Here is a 20058-nt window from a genome sequence, read left to right on the forward strand (position 1 = left end):
GGTAGAGGATTTCAAAGGCTAAGCCTTGCGTCAACTATGAAACCCACCACAATACTAATATAGTGTTGCTGTGGGTCTTTTATTTTCTATTCTTTAGTACAAGGAAGAAAGCTTACAGAGGAATGCACTAATCTAAACCTATGGGGTAGGAAGTTAATAAACCCAGCTCACTTATATAATAAATCTTTGTTACACAATATAACTTTTTATTATCAGCAGCATATAATAAAGTAATCAAATGAAAATAATATAGAATACTAGGGGATGATAAAATGAGTATTAGACATTATGTTTTATTAGCTACAGATGGATTAATAAGCCTACCCAAAGATGATGTTTTATGTACTACAGATAGAGAAGATGTTTATATCTTTGGATTTACAGGCGGACTTTTAGAAGTAGATGGAATAACAATAGAAGAAAATAAATATTTAGATTATACAGATCCAGCTAATTGGGACACAATTTTTATGAAGAAAGGTGAAGCTACTATTCCTTCTCCCATGATTTGGGGAGAAGTAGGTGATCATATATATATTACGCTTATTAATATTGGAATGAAACATCTTCCTCAGTTTAGAGATTTCCATACTGTGCACATGCATGGTGCTCATGTTGCTACTCAGTTAGATGGTTTCCCTGAAAGTTCATTTGGTGTTCCTATGTGGGAAAAACAAGAAAATCAACCGCTTAAGGCACCACCTACTGCAACCTATTTTTTTCATCCGGAAGATCCAGGAACTTTAATGTACCACTGTCATGTAGAAGCTTCTGAACACATTCAAATGGGAATGTATGGGGCATTGGTTATATATCCTTCTATGGAAAGTTTGGCTGAAAACGGAATTACAAAATGTGACGAATGTGGACGTTGGAAACTATATGGTAAAGAACTATGCCATATTCCTAAAACTGCTACAAATCGAAATTTTGCTTATAATAATATCAACAGCTATTTTGATAAAGAATATGTAATGCTTTTATCTGATATAGATTCAAGGTGGCATAAAAACGTTGAGAACCAGAATCAGGATCCTCCACCTCCTCCTTTTAATCCAGTAGATTTTAAACCAGATTTTTGGCTAGTTAATGGAAGAGCTTTTCCTGATACGCTTCTTCCACATCCTTTAACTCCACCTGATAATAGTAATCCAAATCTTACTCAAATTAACTATGAATCTTATGTTCATGTGAAAACCAATGAAAAGTTCCTACTTCGAATGATTAATATGGGTTATCAAGTGGTTCCATGGCATATTCATGGTTGGCATTTTATGGTGGTTGGAAAAGATAGTCATTTAAGCCCATTCCTAGCTCTTAGTAAAAATTCTAAACACATTAATCATAAACTAACAGAAATGGGCTTTACTAATACTATAGGGTCTGGAGAAACCTATGATTTAATTATTACTGCAGATGATAAGAGAGATTTATACAGGAGGTATATTGTAAAAGGGCAAGATGGTTTCGATTCTCTTTGTAAACAGATTAAGGAGATTTATAATATTGATAAGAATGCTATTTTTAATATTCCAGAAGAACCAGTAAACTGTGATAATCCACAACTAATAAATTATATAGAAATATGTAATCAGTGTCATAGAGATCCAAATAATCAGTTCTTTCCACAATTTTATCCGATGCACAATCATGATGATTACAAGGTTACTAACAATGGAAAATATCCAGGTGGTCAGTTAACATTGATTCAAATAGATGCACCAGATAAACCAATGTAGAAAGGGATTTAGGATTAAGTATAAAAAATTTAATTATTTAGGCTATTTAAGAATAAGTTAAATTAAAAGAACAGGCTAGTTTTTTAGAGGAAACTAGCCCATGTCTTTTATAAATTAGTAACGTTTACTTGCTAAAACTAATCTTTGAATCTTTTAAGGTGCAGTGAATTTTATTAGTATATGATTGCTAAATATGATGTTTAGTGGAAATCCTTCAAATTAATACTTTGCCTAGTTTGAATAAAAGGAAAATACTGTAGATAATAGAAAACTTGGTTCCAATTTTTAAGTTTGACACAAATATCTATCTACTTTATAATTGAATTACATAATGCAAGTAATAAGGAAGCGAGAATTAATATGATAAATGTTATTAAAACTGCAATTGTAACTATAATAATATCATTTATATCTGGGTTGCTATTAGATCATTATAGAAATTTAGCACCTAGAATACTATGCAATATAGGAAAAGGTATACCTATAGAGATAAGTAATAAAAAATTTAATGCATACATTATAACTGTTAGAAATATATCAAGTAAAATAATTCATGAGATAACTTTGCATGTACAAAGCCCACAAAGCAACTTAAAAATTACAGATGCTAAAATAACAAAGGGCTTAAAGTTTGATTCTTCAATAGAAGATAATATTTTAGATGTATGCATACCTTTTTTAAGTAAGGATGATGAATTTTCAGTTACTGTATATGTAGAAAATCAGCATGGAATGCGTAATAAGCCTGCTGTTATAATTAGATCACCTGAAAAGTTTAAAGAAGTAAATCATGAAGAACGAAAAGGGATATTTTCAATATTTACTAATATACCCAAAAATATAAAAGAGATAATTTCTGATGCAACAAAAAAAGATGAAACAATAAATGAAGGAAATAGAGAAATAACAAATAAAAATAATAAGCTTGGCAAGAATAAAAAAGTAATGATAATCGCTGCATCAGTTGTTTTAGCTGTAATTGTTGGTGGTGTAGCAAGATTTTATTTTAAAGGAAAACCTGCTGATACTAATACGAAAACACCAAATGTAGAGACTAAGATTCCAAAACAATCTAATGATTCAAAAGGATCAACAGATAAAACAACTAAAGGTACAGATGTAAAATCATCAACAGATGGAAAAGCTAAAAATACAGATGGAAATTCATCAACAGGTGGCTCAAGTAACAATACAGATAAAAAGCCATCAACTGGTGGAACAAATGGCAATACGAATAAGAAACCGTCAACCGGTGATACGAATAAAAGTCCATCAACTGGTGATACAACTGGAAATAAGGATGAGAATTCATCAACAGACGGAACAACAAATGGAAAGACAGATGGAGATTCATCAAATAGTGGAACAACCAATGATGGAGATAAAAATCCATCAACCGGTGGAGGAACAACTGGAAATACAGATGAAAAGCCATCAACAGATGGGACAAAAGGAGATACAGGTAACTAATTTATCAATGTATCTTTGTAGAAACAATAAAAAGCCTTTTATATGGGCATAAAAATATGAACAAAAAGCCATAATATCATTTTTAATGATATTATGGCTTTATTTAAAATAACAGTTAGTTTGTGTACTAACTGTTATTTTTGGTTCAATTTAAAGCAAGAATTAAGTTTAACTAAAAAGTGGTCTTTGATGTTGGGCATACTTTAGATTAAATCATAGACAATAGTAGAGTAAAAAATATGGTTACTTATTTAAAAATATAGTAGCAGTCTCAAAGGAAATTTCGCCGAAGGATACAATTAATGCTTTAATGTTGTATTGTTGGTTTTGTGTAAAATATATGCAAGATTGTCACAAAAGTAATTTATGAAGAGCTATCATTGGTTGAAAAAGATGATTTTTATGTGTAACTATTTATAAACTCATTATAAATTCAAAAATTCTTAAGGATTCTTAAGAATTCTTAAGAATTTTTTCGATGAAATTTTAATAGTTATTTTCTATACTTAACCTACAAATTAATTTCAATGTAAATGAGAAATGTGGGAGGTTTAGTATGGGAAATATAGAATTTTTAATACAATATGTGAAATCACCGAGAAGTATAGGGGCTGTATTACCAAGTTCTCAAAAGCTTGCTGAAGAGATGGTTAGAAATGTGGATTTTCAAAATGCTAAATGTATAGTAGAATATGGACCAGGTACAGGTGTATTTACAGAAAAATTAATAGCAAAAAAGAAAGAAGATACATTATTGATTGTTTTTGAAAAGAATCAAGAGTTTTGTAATAATCTTTTAAATAACTATAAGTATAAAAAAAATGTTAAAATAATAAATGATGGAGCTGAAAAAATAAAGGAACATTTAAAGAATTTCAATATTAGTCAAGTAGACTATATTGTATCGGGGCTACCTTTTGCATCATTGCCTAAAAATATTTCAGATAGAATATTAGATAACACAAAAGAAGTATTGAATGTTGAGGGAGAATTTATAACTTTTCAGTATTCATTAGTAAAAAAAGGATTGTTTAAAAGTTATTTTGATAGTATTAAAGTTAAGAAAATAATGTTAAATTTACCACCTGCATATGTACTCAAATGCAGATTAAGCATATGAAAGAAAATAACAAGCCAAGGGTTTTGATATATTTTATATTTAGACAAGAAGTGAAATTTTCAATTTGTCAATAAAATTCTGAATCTTGCTACTGATTATGATACAAAATAAACTAAAGTAGCCACTAGTTATTTTTTTCAATATGCATTCATAGGGGGAGAATCATGAAAGAAAAAATATTAGTGGTTGATGATGATATAACAATAAAAAATTTAATCGAAGTTTACTTAAAAAGTGAAGGTTATGATGTTGACAATGCTTCTAATGGAGAAGAAGCATTAAATTTAATAGGAGATTATAATTACGATTTGGTAATACTAGATATAATGATGCCAAAGCTAGATGGTATATTAACTTGTATAAAAATTAGAGAAAAATTTACAATGCCAATAATATTTTTATCTGCTAAAGGAGAGGAACTTGATAAAATACAGGGGTTAACCGTTGGAGCAGATGATTATATTTCAAAGCCATTTGGATCTATGGAACTTTTAGCCAGGGTAAAGGCTCAGTTAAGAAGGTATAAAAAATTTAATAGTATAACAATTAGCAAAAATATAATCGAAATAGAGGATTTAGTTATTAATGTGGATACTCATGAGGTTAATGTAAGAGGTGAAAATATTAAATTGACCTCAAAGGAATTTAATATTTTAGAGTGTCTAGCTAGGAATAAGGGAATAGTATTTTCAGTGGAAAAACTTTATGAAACTGTGTGGAAGGAAAAATTTGTAGTATCAGACACTTCTGTGGTGGTGCATATAACAAATATAAGACAAAAAATAGAAATTGATCCCAAGGCTCCTCAATATATAAAAACTGTTTGGGGAGTTGGGTATAAGATATGAACAAGAATTCAGGACTCAGTTGTTTATTAAAACTATTAATGGTTCAATTAATTATTTTTTCAATAAGTAATTTAATAATTGTAATTATAGATACATATGAAAGTTTGTTTAGAGGTGATAATTTAAACCCTGAAAAATTTATAAATCTTAAGGTGCTATTAATACCTATTTTGATCTCAATAATTATAATTTGTATATACATTCATCTATATAAAATAAAAAAAGCTTATTTATTAATAAAAAAAATAGATGTCAAGGTACTTCTTTTATTAGTAATTCCTTTTCTATTAAGTGTGATTATTATATTTTTAGGTAATGTATACCGAGAAGTATTGGTGTATATAAATTATGATTTAATACGAATTAACAAGTATACTATAATTTTATTGTTAGTATTTATAATAATTACTATAACTTTAATTTATACATTAATTAAGATTATAAGAAATAAGGGCTTGCTTATAAGTAAAATAGGTTTAAGGCTTATTTTTATAGTAGGCATAGTTTTTATTGCAAGTATGGTGCTTCTTAATATTATGAGAAAATTTATAGAGAGCTATTTATTAGGTTATGGTAATATGGATCCAAAAAAATTCGCTAGAATATATAATACGGTTTCGCTAGGGTTTATTATTGTAGTAATTGTAACATGTATTCTAGTTATTTTGTCTATTGTAAATAAATGGGTTCAGTATTTAAATTATATGATTTTGAAATTAAGGAGAATATCAGAAATTCAGTATGTAGATGATCTTTATATTAATGGAGATGATGAGTTTTCAGAACTTGCAAGTAGCATAAATGTAATGTCTAATAAGCTCAAAGACAATTATGAAAGGGAGAAGAAAATTGAGAAGGAGAAAAATGATTTTATAGTTGCTGTTTCACATGATTTAAGAACACCATTAACTTCTATAATAGGTTATTTAGATCTGTTAAAGAATGAAAAGATTCAAAGTTATGAAAAAACAAGTGAATATATAGATATAACCTATAGGAAAGCCATAGATTTAAAAAATCTAATTGAGGAGCTTTTTGAATATACTAAAATTGAAAATGATTATGTTTCTTTAGAAAAGGTTGAATTTAATATAGCAATATTAGTAAATCAGATTCTGGGTGAACAGATGTTATTTTTTAAGGAAAAGAATATAAATATTGAATTCGAAAGTGAATCAAACGAAATATATTGTGAAATTGATATAAAAAAAATGGTTAGAATAATAGAAAATATTATAAATAATGTCCAAAAATATAGTTCCCCAAATACAAGCTTTAAAGTATATATAAAGGAAAAGGAAGCAAATGTATTAATTTCTTTTGAAAATATTGGTGAACATATCAAAAAGGATGACTTGGAGTTAATTTTTGAAAAAATGTATAGAATTGATAAATCTAGAAGCTCCCAGAGAGAGGGTTCTGGGTTGGGGCTTGCAATTGCTAGAAAGCTCGTGGAAATCCATAATGGTAGGTTATGGGCTGAATGTGAAGGAAATACCATAAAGTTTAATATACTACTTCCTAAAACGAAAGGTAAATAAATATTAAAGAACTTGTCTTGTTTTAGATATTAATTTGTTTGTTTTGAGGAAACTTCTTTAAAATTTATTTTTTTAATACTATTTTATAATTATGTATAGTAATATTAGCACTTTTAATATTTTTATTTTAGTATTTGTAAATAGATATATGATTATTAATTTTTTTATAAAAATGTGTTTACTTATTTAGAAATACAGTGTATATTAAATAATCATAAGTGAATTACTGAGGTAGAGGAGCGAACTTTAAGAGTAAAATTGTGGAGATAAGCACTGTGAAGCAGTTTGAAAGGAAATTTCGCCGAAGCATACAACTAATGCTTTAATGTTGTATCGTTGGTTTTGTATAAAATATATGCAGGACTGTCACAAAGATAATTTGTGGGGAGCTATCATTCGTTGTGGAATTAACATGTATTTGTAGTCTAAATACATGCTTTAATACCCTGAGATAGAGTCTCAGGGTATTTTTTTATGCTCGTCTTAGTTAATTCGCCTATCGGAAAACAAAAGCAATAAGGAGGAAGAAAAATGAGTACTACAAAAGAAAAAGATTCTAATTCACATAAGCTTAAAAGAAGTTTACAAGCAAGACATCTTAATATGATTGCTATGGGGGGAGCTATAGGAACAGGAATATTCCTAGCACTTGGTGCTACTATCAAGCAAGCAGGCCCTGGTGGTGCTCTTACTGCTTATGCTTGCATAGGAGTTATGGTTTACTTTCTAATGACAAGCTTAGGAGAAATGGCAACCTTTATGCCTGTATCAGGTTCTTTCGAAACTTATGCTTCAAAATTTATCGATCCTGCATTTGGGTTTGCACTTGGTTGGAACTACTGGTATAACTGGGCTATTACAGTTGCTGCTGAAATGGTGGCTGGTGCACTAATTATGAAATTTTGGTTTCCTAATGTTCCAGCTATTATTTGGAGTGTTTTATTCCTCGTATTAATAGTTAGTCTTAATTTATTATCTGCAAAAGCTTATGGTGAATCAGAATATTGGTTTGCAGGTATTAAAGTATTTACTGTTATTGTATTTTTATTAATCGGTACTGCTACTATTTTAGGTATATTAGGTGGACATACAATAGGACTCCAAAACTTTACTATTAAGGATGCTCCATTTGTTGGAGGCGCTAAATCTATTTTTATGGTATTTTTAATTGCAGGTTTTTCTTTTCAAGGTACAGAACTTGTTGGTATAGCTGCTGGTGAAAGTGAAAACCCTGAAAAAACTATTCCTAAAGCCATCAATACAATATTTTGGAGAATCATAGTTTTTTATTTAGGAACAATATTTGTTGTAAGTGCAATAATACCTTATACAGATGCTGGAGTTAATACAAGTCCATTTACATTAGTATTTGAAAAAGCTGGTATTGCAGCTGCTGCATCACTAATGAACGCAGTTATTTTAACTTCAGTAATATCCTGTGGAAACTCAGGAATGTATGCTTCAAGCAGAATGCTGTATGCAATGGCTAAAGAAGGGAAAGCGCCTAGTTGGTTAGGAAAGCTTAATTCAAGAGGGGTTCCAATAAATGCACTAGCATTAACTACTTTAGTAGCATCAGCTTGTTTTTTAACAGGGCTTTATGCTGAAACCACTGTTTATGTGTGGCTGGTTGCAGCTTCAGGACTTGCAGGCTTTATTGCCTGGGTTGGTATAGCGCTATGTCACTATCGTTTCCGTAAAGCTTATGTTGCTCAAGGACGTGATTTAAATAAGCTTGTTTATAAAGCGAAGCTATTTCCGCTTGGTCCGATAATAGCGCTAGTATTATGCATAATAGTTATTTTAGGACAAGGTATTAGTTACTTTGAAGCTGCTAAAATTGACTGGAATGGAATAATAGCATCTTATATAGGATTACCAATATTCTTTGGTTTATGGTTTAGCTATAAAAAGAAACATAAAACAAAGGTTGTTAACTTACAGGATGTAAGCTTTGACGTAGAAGATACTCATTCTAAAACAGAAATTGTTTAAGATAAAATATAAAGACTGTTGATATTTAGTCAGCAGTCTTTACATTTATTAGATGATAGTACGAAACGATATATACAGGATAATTCATAAACCGTGCTCTTTTCTTTTTATTTTTAATTACTAAATATAGTTCAACTTGGACTAAAAGTTTTATATCATCATTATATTTTATTGTATAAGGAAAAATTTGTTGACGACAAGAATAATAAATTATATACTTAAATAAAATTATAGTTATAGGAAAAGGAGATTTGAAGAGATGATTTTAGTTGTTCTTAACTAAACTATTAATAAAAGTAAATAGTTTGAAATGCTTTTAAAGTTCCATCATGGAGCTTTAGTTAATGATGCATTTTAAGAATAATATCATCCACTAAACTCTTTTATATAAAAATAAAATAACTATAAGTACACGCATATATAAATGTATATGTTTATTTATACTATCATTACAATATGGATAAATATATATTGTGTATTAAGTTAAATTTGAATATAGTAAAAGGTGTTTATATAAACAAGATCCCCATAGATGATATTGTTCGTCTATGGGGATCTTTTAATTTTATATTAATAAAGGCGGTGTATTTTATGACTTTAACAAAAGTTACAGATAGAATTTATTTTCTTGAAAATGATAAAGAAACAGATAGAGCGTTAATTGGATACATTAAAGGAGATAAGTACTCCTTAATGGTGGATGCAGGAAACTCGAAAAATCATGTAGAAAAATTCAATAATTCTATAGAAAAGTTAAATTTAAGATTACCTGATTATGTAGCTATTACTCATTGGCATTGGGATCATACTTATGGTATGAATGCAGTTACAGGAAAAACAATAGCATGTGAAATAACTAATGAAAGATTAAAGATTATGTCTAAATGGCAATGGACAGACGAAGCAATGAAACAACGTCTTTTAACTGGAGAAGATATTGAATTTGCGGATACGAATATTCGTAAAGAATATAAAAACCTTGAAGATATAAAAGTTACACATGCTGATGTAGTTTTTAAAAATGATTTAGAAATAAATTTAGGAGGATTAAAGGTTATTTTAAAAAATGTTGTTGCACCCCATTCAGAAGATTCTGTTATAGTCTATGTACCTGAAGAGCGAGTAGTATTTATAGGAGATGCTTACAGTATAGATTTTTATAATAACTACAAATATGATTTAGCTAAATTACAAAATTTTATAAATATGTTGGAGAGTTTAGAGTTTGATATTTGCTTTTTAGGTCACTCATCACCTCTAAAAAAAGCAGATATTATTGAATATTTAAAATTACAATATAAGAGAATCTCTATAAGTAATGATTAACTATAATATAAATTTAGTTTTTTAGAAAGGCAGAAGCATATTAGTTTTTTAGATAAAATTAAGTCTATCAAATAACTTTTTAAAGTAAGTATAATTTTGAAAGGAGAAATTTTATGGATAAAAGAGTAGATATGAAACAATATATTTTTGAGTTAGCTCAATATGATGATATAAAAGATATTTTATCGTTGATTAAATTGCGCATTAAATGAATGGATGAGAAGGGCATTGAACAATGGAACAAAACTGACTATCTTAACTCTTATCCTAGTGAATACTTTGAGAATTGCATTTCAAGAAAAGAGTTATATGTTTTAAAATGTCAAGAGAACAGAGAGATAGTAGGTGCAGTTGCTTTGCATACATACGATAGTCGTTGGGAATATAAAGATTCTGCTTACTATATTCACAATTTAGTTACTTCTGTAAATGCTTGTTGTGCAGGAACAGTTTTAATTAATAATTGTGAATTGGTTGCAAAAAATAATAATAAAAGATACCTAAGACTTGACTGCCAAGCTTCAAATATCAAACTAAATGAATATTATGAAAGATTAGGATTTGGATATGTTGGAATTATTAAAGATGGACTATATGTTGGTAATAAGCGTGAAAAAATAATATAAAAATTTATTTGAAAGGAAAAACTAAAAATGAGTGAGTCTTTATTAATTAATGATAAAAAATATAGTTATATTTGTAATTACAAATATAACAGTATTTTAAGAGATAGTTTTAATGCATTAACAGAAAAAACTTATGGTTTTAATTTTAAGCAATGGTATGAAGATGGCTATTGGGGAGACAAATATATACCATATTCTTTATTAGATGGAGATAATGTAGTATCTAATGTTTCAGTAAATATCATTGATTTTTTGATTTTAGGAGAACAAAAGAGATATGTACAAATTGGAACAGTTATGACAGATGAAGAGTATAGGGAACAGGGGTTATGTAGAGCACTTATGGAAAAAGTTATAAAAGAATGGGAGGATAAATGTGATCTTATATATCTTTTTGCTAATGACAGTGTTCTTGATTTTTATCCTAAGTTTGGATTTGATAAGTGCGATGAGTATCAATACGTTATAAACAAAATAAAAAAGAAGAAGTCAGGAAAAATAAGAAAGATGTCCATGGATAATGAATGGGATAGAGAATTTGTTTATAATATGGCTTGTAATACAATATCCTTATCAAAGTTTTCTATGAAAAATAATCCATCTCTTATAATGTTTTATTGTACATCATTTATGAAGGATAATATTTATTATCTTCAAGATTATGATACTGTGGCTATTTGTGATTTTGATGAAGATATTTTATATGTTCAAGATGTGTTTGCAAAAAAAGAAGTAAATTTAGATAATATTATAAATGTAATGATGAAATATGAAACAAAGAAAGTTATTCTAGGATTTACTCCAAATAATAGTTCTTCTTATGAGAAAATTTTGGTAGATGAAGATGATACTACTCTTTTTATTAAAATGGGAAAAGATAATCCATTTAAAACAAGAGATTTAATGTTTCCAGTATTATCTCATGCATAATAATAAATGAAAAGGAATGATTATATGAAAAGAAAAATAATATTAAATTTAGCAATGAGCATAGATGGATATATAGCATCAAAAGATGGTGGATTTGATTGGATAGTTGGAGATGGAGATGAAAAATTAGATACTGAAGATAAATGGGATTATGATAAGTTTTTAAATGATGTGGATACTGTAGTTATGGGAAAAAATTGTTATGACCAAAGCTTCCATAATGATTTTAATGATAAAAAAGTATATGTAGCAACCTCACAAAAATTACAAGACTATGGCAATATACATTTTATAAACGGTGATATATGTAAAGTAATAGAAGAAGAAAAAGAAAAAGAGGGTAAAGATATCTTCTTATTTGGTGGCGGAGGTCTTGTAGATAATTTTATTAAATCAAATATTATTGATGAGTATATAATTGGGATAATTCCTACAATATTAGGCAAAGGTAGACCTTTATTTTTAGAGAATAATCCTAAAATAGATTTACATTTAGATCAGTATATTATGGATAAGGGTGTTGTAATATTAAGATATTCAAAAAGATAAATATATATTCATAAAGGAATAGCTTGTTTATTAAGCAAGAATATAAATATAGGAGAATATAAATGAATTTCGTAGCTATAGATTTTGAAACTGCTAATGAAAAAAGAAATAGTCCATGCTCTATAGGGATTGTTGTTGTGAAAGATGGAGAGATTATAGAAAAAGTACATTATTTAATAAAGCCTAAGGAAATGAGATTTATGCCAATAAATATTGGGATTCATGGAATAAGGCCGCATATGGTTCAGGACGAATTAGAATTTGATAAAATATGGGGAAAAATTAAGGGCTATTTTAATAATAATTTAGTAATAGCTCATAATGCTTCCTTTGATATGTCTGTATTAAGAAGTACGTTGGAACTTTATAATATAAAAATGCCAAGTTTTGAGTATATATGTACAATGAAGCTCTCTAAAAATTTTTATAGTAACATTGATAATGCAAAATTAAATACAGTGAATAATTTTTTAGGATATAAGTTTCAGCATCATGATGCTCTGGCAGATGCAATGGCATGTAGTAATATTTTACTTAATATATCAAAGGAATTAAATTTAAAGAATATTAATGAAATATCAAAATTAGTTGGAGTGACTTTAGGATATGTAAATGAAAATGGATATAAACCATCTTCCACTAAAGGAAGGATTTTAAAAAGATCTAATAGACAAGCTCCAAAGGAAAATAAAAAGATAATAGAAAGCTTTAATTTTACTGCATTTAAAGAAGAAGTTGTTGTATTTACAGGTGGATTAGCTTCTATGACAAGAAATGAAGCAATAATATTAGTTGGAAAGCTTAATGGAACTGTTGGGAGCTCTGTAACTAAGAAGACAACATGCTTAGTTACAAATACAAAGGATATAGAGGATTTGAATAGAGAAGAAATGAGCAATAAGCTTAAGAAAGCCGTAGATTTAAAGAAAAAAGGTCAGAATATAAAGTTTTTAAATGAGGAAACATTCCTACAAAAATGTAAAGAAAAATAACAAATTAACTCACGATAAGTTTTAAGCAAAGTTAAGACGCCATTCGTACAAAAATATATTATATTAATCCTCCTAATATGATTTTATATCATTACATATTAGGTAACATGTAATAAAAAGTTACTGTAAATGTAAAATTATATATATCTAAAAAGTTTTGTGGATTTTACTTATTGTGATTCGCTTTTGTAAAGAATATGTATTTAATAAAATTAACTTTTTTAATATATAAATTTATAATGAGTTTGATTATTTAGAAATGCAATTTAACTTGTTATATTAAGTGGTTTTGAGTTTGTAAAGGAATATTTCCCTATGGATGATATTGTTCATCTGTAGGGATTTTTCGTTTTTTGTGTAGGGTAGAGCGAATAAATTTCTAAAATGGAGTTTTAAACATAATTCTTCACTACTCATTCTTAATTTTTAATTCATGGTAAAAATTTTATTATAGAAATTAAAATCATATATAAGTTAAATCTTCATAATATCAACAAGTAATTTAGGTATTATTATTTTATTATCAAGCAAAAGGAGTGATGCTATGAGGGGAAAAATCTTAACAATATTAGGAGCAAGTATACTAATTTTAACTGCAGTAGGTTTTTACATATTCAACAATGAACCTAAAGCCCTATCAGATAATAAAGCAGAGAATATTAAAAAATTTGATGAGGTATATAGTAGTGAAATAAATAAGAGTTATGACGGAAGTTACTTAGATAAAATAGTAACGATGGTTGACTCTAAAGAAGAATTTAATATAAAAATTAATGATATTAATAAGGGTAGTAAGATAATACTTATTAATCCGTCAAATGGAGAAAAGCAGGATATGACTTATACGGAAAATAATGAATTTGTTTTAACCACTAAACTTGATGAAGGTGTAAATTATGGGATTCTCATGGACAATAAATTAATTGGTGGCATAAGAGTTGTAAATGAGTTAGATAAAGCGGATAAAGAAAAAATATATGAAGAAGTAATGAGAAGTTTACAATGTGGTATTTAGGAGGAAAACTATGAACTATATATTACTATTTTTAGAAGGGATAATAACCTTTATATCTCCTTGTATATTGCCAATGATTCCAATATACGTTTCATATTTTGCAGGAGGAGATATAGATAATAAAAATTATAAAAACAGAGCATTAATAAGTTCAATAGCATTTGTTGCAGGATTTACCCTTGTGTTTACCTTATTAGGTGTAGCAGCAGGAACCGTAGGTGTCATTTTTAATACATATATGAGGGAGATAAATATAGTATCAGGATCGATTATGATAATATTTGGTCTGAATTATTTAGGCATAATAAATGTAGAATTATTGCATAGAAGCTTTAAAATAAATAAGCCAACAGGACATAAAAAATCCTCTATTATGTCTACAGCATTATTTGGAATGATATTTGGATTTGGGTGGACACCGTGTGTAGGACCATTTCTAGGATCAGCACTTATGATAGCATCAAATTCCACTAATGTATTTATGGGAGCATCAATGCTAATGATCTACAGTTTAGGTCTTGGAATACCATTTATACTATCAGCACTTTTAATAGATTCTCTGAAAACTACTTTTGAATTCATAAAGAGAAATTATAAGATAATAAATAGAATATCAGGGGTTCTGCTAATTATTATAGGGATAATGATGATGACTGGTTACCTAAACTTATTATTATCAATATTGGCATTTTAAATTATAAAAGGAGTGATAAATTTGAAAAATAATAAAAGATATATATATATAAGTGTTATAATGTTAGTTTTACTTGTAGGGGTTAAATTTGGATATGACTATTTATCAAATAATTACAAAAGTAATGAAGCTATTAATAATGTATCAGATGAAAATTCTAGTTTTCAGCTAGCAGTAGATTTTACAGTTTATGATAAAGATAATAATAAAGTAAAGTTATCAGATTATAAAGGGAAGAAGGCTGTAGTAGTAAATTTCTGGGCAAGCTGGTGTTCTCCATGTAAGTATGAAATGCCATATTTTCAAGAAGCAGCAAATAAATATAATAATGAGGATTTAGAAATACTAATGGTAAATCTTACAGACGGAATGAGGGAAACCAAAGGGTCTGCAGAGAGATTTATGAAAGAAGAAGGATATAATATGAATGTGATGTTTGATATAGAGCTTGATGCAGCTAATAAATATCAATTAAATGCTATTCCAAGAACAGTATTTATAGATAAAGAAGGAAATTTAGTGTATGATCATGTAGGAATCATTGATAAAGAAATACTTGATGAAAATATAAATAAGATAATTAATTAAGTACTCATATGGAGGTATAATTTTATGAAAGAAACTATACTTGTTATAGATGATGAAGTTAAGATAATAGAAGTTATAAAATTGTATTTAGAAAATGAGGGATATACTGTAATACAGGCTACAAGTGGGATAGAGGCATTAAAAAAGCAAAGTGAGTTTAATCCTGATCTATTAATATTAGATTTAATGTTACCTGATATATCAGGTGAAAATGTCTGTGAGCGCATAAGGGAAGAATCTGAAGTACCAATAATTATGCTAACTGCTAAATCAAGTGAAGATAGTATACTAAATGGATATTCAATTGGAAGTGATGATTATATAACAAAACCATTTAGTCCAAAGCAATTAGTAGCGAAGGTTAATGCAGTTTTGAAAAGAGTTAAGGGAAATCAATGTAAAAACTTAATTTTTAATAATGAATTAATCATAGATATTGTTAATAAGAAAGTAGAATACAATAACAAAGAAATTATATTAACTGCTTCGGAATATAAAATACTATCTATACTGGCTAAAAATCCTAATAAAATATTTTCAAGGGAAGAGTTAATGGATTATATAAGTAGAGATAATACTTGTATCTATGATAGAATAATTGATACTCATATAAAAAATATAAGAGCCAAATTAGATCAAGATAGTAAAAGTCCAACCTATATAAAAACTATTCGTGGTATGGGATATAGGTTCAATGTTTAATAAATTGAGATATAGAGTAAGCTTGATTTTTATATTATTTTCATTGAGTATCATATTTTTAGCAAACATAGTAAACCATTATTGTATCGAAAAGAAGTTTAATATATATACTAGTGAAAAAATACAACAGTCGAAAATGGAAATCAAAAATAAAATATCAAATGCATACAGTAATAATTCATGGGATAAGAAAGCTATTGAGAACATAGGAACAGATGCGATAACTGGAGGATTGCTTATAACAGTTAAAGATAAAAATGATAATATTATATGGAATGCAAGGGAATATGATAATATTGTATGTGAAAAGATTTTAAATAAAATTATAGAAAATACTAATAAAGTAAGCCCAGATGTAGATATTAAAAATACATTTGATAAATTTGACCTAAAACAAGATGAAGCTTTAATAGGGAAATTAGAAGTTGAGTATATAGGTCCGATTTATTATGAAGATTCAGATGTTATATTTTTGAGAATGCTAGACAGAATATTATTTATACTAGGGCTACTATTTTTCATTATATCTATTATAGTAGGATGGTTATTGTCTTATGCTATCAGTAAGCCTATCTTAAAGGTAATAGATGCAACAAATCTTATATCAGAAGGAAATTATTCCAAAGGCATAAAAGAAGATTACAGTATATATGAAATCAATAAACTTATAAAATCAATAAATATGATGGCAGGAGATTTAGATAAACAAGAAAAAATAAGACAAGAGCTAACGAAGGATATATCACATGAGCTTAGAACCCCTATAACGACTATGCAAGCACAACTTGAGGCAATAATGGATGGTCTATGGGAACCATCCCAAGAAAGGTTAAAGAGTATATATGATGAACTTCAAAGATTAAATAGATTAACTGTATCCATAGAGGATTTATCAAGATGTGAGGGCAGTAAACTAAGGCTAAATAAGTCAGAAGTAGATTTAGAGACTGTAATAACTACAATTTTAACAAATTTTGAAAAGCAGTTATTAGATAAAGATATAAATTTACAAGTAGATATTAAACATATTAATATTATGATAGATAAGGATAAAATAAGCCAGGTAATAATTAATATTATCTCAAATGCTATTAAGTATACTCCAGATAAAGGAGAGATATTTGTTAGGTGTTTTACTAAATCTGATAATGTATATATATCCATAAAAGATAGCGGAATAGGTATAAGTGATGAAGATAAAGACTATATATTTGAGAGATTTTATAGAACAGATAAGTCAAGGGCTAGAGAGACCGGAGGAGTTGGGATAGGCCTTACAATATCAAGAGAAATAGTCAAGGCTCATGGTGGCAGTATAAATGTATATAGTAAATTAGATGAAGGTAGCAACTTTGTAATAAAACTGCCAATAAAATTTTGTAGGACATAATATCTAAACTTAATTTTTATATCAATCTAGAAGACACTCTTACTTTCGATGGGTAGGAGTGTCTTTTAAATTTATCAAATTGCTTCTTATTGAAAATATGAATACTTTTAACAAGAAAGGCTCTTAAAAAATCATAAGTTTTTCAGGAACTACAGAATAGAACAAATCTTTTTTGTTTTTAAAGCATATATAGATATTTCCTACAGATATGTTTGCAGTTTTTGCAATACGATTCATTCTCGTATCTAAATGGCCTTTTGAGAAAAATTTTTAATGCTGCACTTTCTACATCCTTTTTTAAAACTTTATTAAATACATTTTATGATTGGTTTTATTTTTTACTTAGGCTGAAATTTATAGAATTATTTATATAGCTCAAGTAAATAATAAACGTCTAATTTAGTTCAATGCTTTCTTAATTATTTATCACTGTGCACTAAAAGTGGACGGTTTTATATTTTCTATAAATAAATTTTAAATTTTCGTAAGAAAAAAGTTAAAATTAAAAATTTATTTTAGTATAGAATTTAACTGTAAAATAATTAAGGAGTTGGGATATATGAAGATGAAAGCAAGGAGAGTTATAGCAATATTATTAAATACTATTTTTATAACATTAGGGTTAAGCAGTAATAGTTTTGCCAAGCAAATAGACGGTACAAAGGAAATTAATAAAAAACATGTTGTTGCAGATAATAGTGAAGATTTACAACAATTTATGGATAAGTTTTTCAAGAAGAATATGGAGAAGTATTCAGTTCCAGGAGCAGCTATAGTTGTTGTTAAAGATGGTAAAGAAGTATTTAAGAAAGGATATGGATATAGCGATGTAAAAGAAAAAATATTGGTAGACCCAGATAAAACTGTGTTTCCAGCTGCTTCTGTAAGTAAGTTGTTTACTGCAACAGCTGTAATGCAATTACAGGAAGAGGGAAAAATAGATTTAAATGAAAATATTGATAAATATATAAAACCTTATAAGATTATAAATAATTATAAAGAACCAGTAACATGTAGAAATTTATTGACTCATTCTAGTGGAGTTGATGAAGCTAGTGAACTTAATGGTAGTACTAAGGATGAAAAATCAATAAAATCACAGGAATATTATTTTGATAATCATATACCTAGAGTAGTAAGAGAGCCTAATACCGCTAGTAGATATTGTAATCAAGGATATAACCTTTTAGGATATGTTGTAGAAAAGGTGTCTGGTATTAGCTATGAAGAATATATAAAGAGAAACATATTAGAGCCTCTGAAAATGGAAAATAGTTTAGTTAGACTAAAAAATAATAATACAACTAAGAGTTATGGATATGGTGGTACAGGTGGAACTTATAATGAAAGTCCTTTAGCTTATCAATATACTTCTGGATCTTCAGGAATAAATGCAACAGTTAAAGATATGGAAAATTTTATGATAGCACATTTGAATAATGGAGTGTTTCAAGAAAATAAAATTTTAAACGAAAAAACATCAATATCCATGAAAAACAAGCAGTTTTCAAATGATAATAGTTTACCTGGAATGGGATATGGATTTATAAGAAGTAATAGAAATGGACAAGGAATATTAAAGCATGAAGGTGGATTACCATCAGGCAGTACTACTACATTGTTTCTAATGCCAAAAGAGAAATTAGGAATATATGTGGCAACCAATTCTTTAAATCCACTTCCATTTAATTTTGAAGAGGAGTTTTTAAATTATTTTTATCCTAACAAAAGTAATAGTTTTAACAAAATAAAACCAAATCCATCTAAAGATTTTAGCAAATATGAAGGAACATATAGAAGTTATGATGGAATAGCAAAAAGTAATATTATGAAAATTGGTTTTTTGTTTGATCCTTCAATGGATATGAGAATCACAGATAACAAAGATGGCACATTAACTCTTAAGGAATGTACTTCTGCTAAAGAAGAAATTACTACAACTCTTGTTGAGAAAGAAGATGGAGTATTTAAAAGAAAAGATGGTAGAGGAGACTTTGCATTTAAGATAGATGATAAGGGCAAGGTAACTTATGCATTTAATGATGTAAGTCATAACTCCTTCGAAAGGATAAATTTTTTCGAAACACAAAATTTTAATATAACTATATTTATTGTAGCTATTAGTATGTTTCTTATAAATTTAGTTGGGACAATGGTTCTATTTATAAAAAGAAAGTTTAAAGAAACAGGATACAAGAGTTGTAGAAGTATTAAATTAATTAAGGGAATAAATTTATTTATTAATGTTCTTAATATAGCTGGAATTGTTGGATCAGTTATAATGGCAACTACTATGATTAGTATTAATGATTTTAGCTTTGCATATTTACTTTATATATTTTTATGTTTTCTTATAATATCAACTATTTTAAGTATTTGTGGGTTAATTATTTTAATATATATTTGGATTAGTAATTGTGAAAGAAAAGTAGAAAAAATTTATTTTACCATATTAACTATAATTAATTTTACATTCATATGGTTTATATATTATTTCAACCTTTTAGGATTCAAAATATAGCATGATACATTA

The 20058-nt window shown here is 27.7% G+C and carries 17 protein-coding genes, 1 pseudogene and 2 riboswitches; of the genes and pseudogenes, 17 read left to right on the forward strand and 1 reads right to left on the reverse strand.

Going from position 1 to position 20058, the window contains the following annotated elements; genetic code table 11:
* Nucleotides 1-272: 272 nt before the first annotated feature.
* From ACYUEW_RS04250 to ACYUEW_RS04325, 16 genes and pseudogenes are all read left to right on the forward strand, one after another.
* On the forward strand, nt 273-1739 hold the full coding sequence (locus ACYUEW_RS04250; protein ID WP_460276281.1) for a multicopper oxidase domain-containing protein: 1467 nt from the start codon (nt 273-275) through the stop codon (nt 1737-1739).
* 360 nt (nt 1740-2099) lie between these two features.
* Nucleotides 2100-3209 (forward strand): hypothetical protein, encoded by a 1110-nt coding sequence (locus ACYUEW_RS04255; RefSeq protein WP_460276282.1) that lies wholly within the window; start codon nt 2100-2102, stop codon nt 3207-3209.
* Nucleotides 3210-3427: 218 nt separating this feature from the next.
* Nucleotides 3428-3594, forward strand: a riboswitch (Lysine riboswitch).
* 171 nt (nt 3595-3765) lie between these two features.
* Complete coding sequence (locus ACYUEW_RS04260) at nt 3766-4329, forward strand: class I SAM-dependent methyltransferase (RefSeq protein ID WP_030033028.1); 564 nt, start codon at nt 3766-3768, stop codon at nt 4327-4329.
* Between the two features lie 164 nt (nt 4330-4493).
* Nucleotides 4494-5177: a response regulator transcription factor gene (locus ACYUEW_RS04265; protein ID WP_003487674.1), complete on the forward strand. Its 684-nt coding sequence runs from the start codon at nt 4494-4496 to the stop codon at nt 5175-5177.
* Between the two features lie 536 nt (nt 5178-5713).
* The gene (locus ACYUEW_RS04270; protein WP_460276283.1) at nt 5714-6718 is read left to right on the forward strand and encodes a HAMP domain-containing sensor histidine kinase; all 1005 of its coding nucleotides are present in this window, start codon (nt 5714-5716) and stop codon (nt 6716-6718) included.
* Between the two features lie 224 nt (nt 6719-6942).
* A riboswitch (Lysine riboswitch) is annotated at nt 6943-7118 on the forward strand.
* Nucleotides 7119-7249: 131 nt separating this feature from the next.
* On the forward strand, nt 7250-8713 hold the full coding sequence (locus tag ACYUEW_RS04275; protein WP_045516056.1) for an amino acid permease: 1464 nt from the start codon (nt 7250-7252) through the stop codon (nt 8711-8713).
* A gap of 591 nt (nt 8714-9304) precedes the next feature.
* A complete protein-coding gene (locus ACYUEW_RS04280; RefSeq protein ID WP_460276284.1) occupies nt 9305-10039 on the forward strand; it encodes an MBL fold metallo-hydrolase in 735 nt (244 codons plus the stop codon).
* Nucleotides 10040-10152: 113 nt separating this feature from the next.
* Nucleotides 10153-10665 (forward strand): annotated as a pseudogene (locus ACYUEW_RS04285) (GNAT family N-acetyltransferase).
* A gap of 27 nt (nt 10666-10692) precedes the next feature.
* Nucleotides 10693-11595, forward strand: a complete 903-nt coding sequence (locus tag ACYUEW_RS04290; protein ID WP_460276285.1) for a GNAT family N-acetyltransferase — start codon at nt 10693-10695, stop codon at nt 11593-11595.
* Between the two features lie 24 nt (nt 11596-11619).
* Nucleotides 11620-12144: a dihydrofolate reductase family protein gene (locus ACYUEW_RS04295; RefSeq protein ID WP_042385868.1), complete on the forward strand. Its 525-nt coding sequence runs from the start codon at nt 11620-11622 to the stop codon at nt 12142-12144.
* 62 nt (nt 12145-12206) lie between these two features.
* Nucleotides 12207-13136: an exonuclease domain-containing protein gene (locus ACYUEW_RS04300; protein ID WP_003487661.1), complete on the forward strand. Its 930-nt coding sequence runs from the start codon at nt 12207-12209 to the stop codon at nt 13134-13136.
* A 544-nt stretch (nt 13137-13680) separates the two neighbouring features.
* The gene (locus ACYUEW_RS04305) at nt 13681-14151 is read left to right on the forward strand and encodes a hypothetical protein (RefSeq protein ID WP_043031013.1); all 471 of its coding nucleotides are present in this window, start codon (nt 13681-13683) and stop codon (nt 14149-14151) included.
* Nucleotides 14152-14161: 10 nt separating this feature from the next.
* On the forward strand, nt 14162-14845 hold the full coding sequence (locus tag ACYUEW_RS04310; RefSeq protein ID WP_043031015.1) for a cytochrome c biogenesis CcdA family protein: 684 nt from the start codon (nt 14162-14164) through the stop codon (nt 14843-14845).
* A 21-nt stretch (nt 14846-14866) separates the two neighbouring features.
* Entirely contained in the window at nt 14867-15433 is a 567-nt protein-coding gene (locus ACYUEW_RS04315) for a TlpA family protein disulfide reductase (RefSeq protein WP_460276286.1), read from the forward strand.
* Nucleotides 15434-15457: 24 nt separating this feature from the next.
* Nucleotides 15458-16135: a response regulator transcription factor gene (locus ACYUEW_RS04320; RefSeq protein WP_003487653.1), complete on the forward strand. Its 678-nt coding sequence runs from the start codon at nt 15458-15460 to the stop codon at nt 16133-16135.
* 136 nt (nt 16136-16271) lie between these two features.
* Nucleotides 16272-17525: a sensor histidine kinase gene (locus ACYUEW_RS04325; protein ID WP_052303010.1), complete on the forward strand. Its 1254-nt coding sequence runs from the start codon at nt 16272-16274 to the stop codon at nt 17523-17525.
* 123 nt (nt 17526-17648) lie between these two features.
* On the opposite strand, the gene ACYUEW_RS04330 is transcribed toward ACYUEW_RS04325, so the two are convergent.
* Nucleotides 17649-17762: a TetR family transcriptional regulator gene (locus ACYUEW_RS04330; protein WP_231701381.1), complete on the reverse strand. Its 114-nt coding sequence runs from the start codon at nt 17760-17762 to the stop codon at nt 17649-17651.
* Nucleotides 17763-18084: 322 nt separating this feature from the next.
* Here ACYUEW_RS04330 and ACYUEW_RS04335 point away from each other — a divergent pair, with 322 nt between their 5' ends.
* Nucleotides 18085-20046, forward strand: a complete 1962-nt coding sequence (locus ACYUEW_RS04335; RefSeq protein ID WP_460276287.1) for a serine hydrolase domain-containing protein — start codon at nt 18085-18087, stop codon at nt 20044-20046.
* Nucleotides 20047-20058: the final 12 nt, after the last annotated feature.

The sequence above is a fragment of the Clostridium sp. CTA-1 genome, assembly GCF_054768215.1.